This window comes from Pseudomonas putida (assembly GCF_028682175.1).
Lineage (GTDB): Bacteria > Pseudomonadota > Gammaproteobacteria > Pseudomonadales > Pseudomonadaceae > Aquipseudomonas > Aquipseudomonas putida_AD.
The window spans coordinates 1-3,790 of the sequence record NZ_JANHKS010000099.1; the positions used below are offsets into that span (position 1 = coordinate 1).

General features: G+C 52.2%; 3 protein-coding genes. All 3 read left to right on the plus strand.

Annotation, left to right across the window (positions count from 1 at the left end; all coding sequences use genetic code 11):
- Nucleotides 1-2,236 (plus strand): HET-C-related protein (locus NPS29_RS28575; RefSeq protein ID WP_274136854.1); only part of this gene is annotated, 2,236 nt, incomplete at its 5' end.
- The gene (locus tag NPS29_RS28580) at nucleotides 2,233-2,994 is read left to right on the plus strand and encodes a hypothetical protein (RefSeq protein ID WP_274136855.1); all 762 of its coding nucleotides are present in this window, start codon (nucleotides 2,233-2,235) and stop codon (nucleotides 2,992-2,994) included. The genes NPS29_RS28575 and NPS29_RS28580, both read left to right, overlap by 4 nt.
- 375 nt (nucleotides 2,995-3,369) lie before the next feature.
- On the plus strand, nucleotides 3,370-3,790 hold a 421-nt coding region (locus NPS29_RS28585), incomplete at its 3' end, for a DUF2345 domain-containing protein (RefSeq protein WP_274136856.1).

A 3,790-nucleotide genomic window follows, 5' to 3' on the forward strand; every position in this document is an offset into this window, starting at 1 on the left:
GGGCAACATCACCTTCGCCTGCCCGGGGACGATGACCTTGCATGCGGCTGAGCATCTGTTTGAGCCGGGGATTGTTAAACCATACTCCGCGTTTGACTCACCCGAAGCCATGATTGCACCCGTTCTGGCAGCTATGCCCACCCCTGATCACCGCTTGCAAAGCACCTTTGCACTCGACCAACTGACTACACTAGCCAACACCACTACGCAGGCTGAATTCGTGTTGATGCTTGTACCGATATTCGGCTTCGATATTCCCGCGCACACCTATATCAAATTGCATTCAGCCTTACGTGAGGGCAGCATCGAAAATCCGGAAATTCAAGTCACCGATGCGGCTATCTACCCCGCTGATTATGACAACGACACCCGGACCATTCGTGTACGTCCTAGCGCAATCAATCTTGCAGTTCAAAATCTTGAAGCTGCACGACACTTGCTCGCCGTGCTGTTACACGAATTCGGTCATCACATCGATAACCTTTTACGCACCGATCTGGCGGATAAGAACGTCGATGACACTTCGACCTTGGCTCCCGACGGCCATCTCGATGAGGGTGCCCGCTATGCCTACCGAATAGCTTTTTTCGACATTGCCAACACCGGCGAAGCGGTTTACGCCGATTATCAATCGCCCACATATAGAGGCCCGTTGAAGGTTGACTATCAGGACGCCTATGAGGCAATCAAGGATAGTCAAGGCGGCACGGCACAAAATATTGAACTCAAGGACGGCTCTCGGGAAGGCTTTGGTGCCGGGCGTGGGGAGCATCACAAAACAAGACCGGATAGCTCATTCGGTCACGAATCGGTGGAAGATGCTCTCAAAAACGCAGGTTTCAATGAGCTGCAGCGTAAAGCTATTTACTTCGGTAACTGGTTACGGGACTACTCACAACTGCTTGATCCTAAAATTGTGCGTGCGCCGGATGAACCCAAAAATTTTCCATACAAATTTTCCCGCAGGACGTTGACGAAGCTCGTTAATTTATTAGCGGTGAAGGAATTCCACGCCCTGATCAAAGATCAGCCAAAAGCAGCGCGGAGCAAAGATTTTGTAGATGAAAATATGCTGCTGGTGTACCGGCCGGTTGAGCACATTGACAATCCTAAAAACATTAATCCTGATCCGGCCGACCCGCAGACTGTGGACCCACAGTTCGACCTCTGGGTGCTACCGGGTGATCCGAAACTGGAAGTATTGCCCAATCAATCGGTGAAACGCTACATCCTAGACTCCAGTGTATACATGCAACATAAGCTGCAAGACGCTTTGCGTAGCGGAGCAACGCAAGAAGGAATGCGCTATTTCGGGGAAGGCCTGCACGTGCTGGAGGACTATTTTGCCCACTCCAATTTCGTGGAACTGAGCCTACGCAAGCTCGGCTACGATAGTGTTCTACCCTGGACCGCTGAGGCGGAATGTCGCCATCGCTGGCCGGTAGTCACTGGAATGTTTGGCTCCTTTGATGTAATCGCCAGTCTGGCCGAACCGTTAGCCCAGATATTGTTCCCTATCGATGATTGGGAGTTTAAAGCCACTTCACCTAGAGTTTATTCAGATGCCGAGGAGATGATGCTAATTCTACTCGAGGACCACGAGAACCCTGAATTACTTGAAAGCTTTAAAAACTTCTTAGAACTGCGCGACAAGTGGGCAAGCATTCCGGGCCATCAGTATGTCGAACGGATCGGCTGGATGGCTAGCAGCCCAATGCGATTGATTGTCAACGCTCATAATCTGATTTTCCAGACCTTATTGCAGCAGTTGGGCGACAGCGTTGATGATGGCCAAACTTTATGGGCAGACAATCCCAATAACAGCGAGTCGACTGACCCAAGCCACTCGCAATTGGCCAAGGACCATGACACTCACCCATTTCATTCCCTTGCGAGCAGGTTGGCCGCCTACGCCATCGAGCAAGTAGGACACTCGATGGCGAATCAATGGAGCAGCCGGGAGGGTCCGGCACCTGACAAGCTGGCCGCCGGATTTATTTGCCATCCTGAGGATAGCGCCTGGCAGGACAAAATCGTTGCGGCCTGGGCTAAAGCAAACCCGGAAAAAATTCGTCAAGGACAATCTGCCACAACTCTTGAACACCTGCACAGGGAGTACGTTGCAAACACCATGAGGCGCATTGAACAGATCGGCAAACATGGCGAGACGGGCTGGAACTATATTCAAGAAAATTATCACTCACTATTTGAAGAGAAAAATCAGGTTCAGCCATGAAAAAAACAATCGCGACGGCCTTTGCGATACTTCTTATTTCAGCTCCCGCTTTAAGCAATGAGGAGAAATCCTCACAACTGCTACAAAGAACCTGGGGAGCATTAAATGAAAAGCTTGATAGGAAACTGAATGAATGGGGCGATATAGATCGTGCAGAAGCCGTAAAGCACGCCCGGATAGTGCCCCGTGGTGCACAACCGGAGATTATTATCCGACGTAGCGGAGTCAACAAGTATGGCGATCCAGTTTTCGCAGGAGGCTTTAGCTTCAACGGTAAGTTCTTCACACCGGGGGATACGTTGCGCAAAGCAATCGAGATATTTGGTCCGGAATACCACAAAACCGTGGACGGTGATCATGAGTGGAGGAAGTTGGGCATTCAGGTCAATTCATCCTGGCCCGGTAACAAAGCATTCGATCCTATGGGCCAGGAGGAAGACGAACGCATCGACGCTATCTACATACGACTCAATATCGAAGCGGGTTTCCCCAACATCCCTCAATATCTTTTCAGCGGTCACCTCGAACTCGACGAGGTCGGGATAGATGCCAAGACCACGATCCGCGATATTCGAGCACTGGCGAGCAGGGATGGCCTGGAAGGTGCTCACGGATATGTTTACTGCATCAGAGGGAGAGCAGTTTGTGAAGTTGGAAGGCCACCGGCCTACGGGGGTATTAAGGTTAGATTTACTATTGATGAAGAAGACGGGGCAGACAGCCGTATCGACACTATTGGCTTACAGCTCAGCACTTAATTACGACTTATCACTTGAAGGACAACTATTCCCCTGATCTCTAGTTGTGAGATCAGTAGATCTCGAAGACTAAAATTTATTGGCACATTACGTCGCCCGCCAAGATTAAATATCTCATATGAAATTTAACATTAGCATCAAATTCCAAAACTCGATGATATTCGCGGCTTGCATGATGATCAGCTCCATAAGCGCAGCGAACCTCGAATTGACTTACATCACGATTAAAAGCACGGCAAAGGCAGCCTTGCCTTCAGTGATCACTGCTGGAGAAAACTTGATGGGTGGCGTGACCCAGGGCGTCGTCGATGGCCGTCAATCGGTACAAGGGGCTGATGGTGCCGAGATCATTCCCTCCCTCGCGCACAACAGGCATTGGCCCAGCGTTTCGACCTTGCGGCACAGATTCACCAGACCGTGCCGCTGAGCAGCGTACGCGGCGTCAACCTGCCGGACCACAGCGCATTGATTGCCGATCAAGCACCGCTCAAGGCCTTGTTCACCAGCCTGAGCACCACCGTGGCCAGCGACACGCTCAGCAACGGCCTTGCCGATGCCCCGCTGCGCGACAGCAAGCCAGCCGAAGGCCGGGTTCCGCAGACCGGCGATGCCCTGCTCACCCTCAGCGCCCGCGACAGCCTGCTGCAAGTCGCCGGACAAAGCCTGCACCACCACGCCGGCGAAACCATGACGCTTGGCAGCGGCCAGGACAGCAACTTCGCCATCGGCGAACAACTGCGCCTGCACAGCGGCCAGGCCATCGGCTACCTCGGCGGCGCGCAACAGGCCGACGACA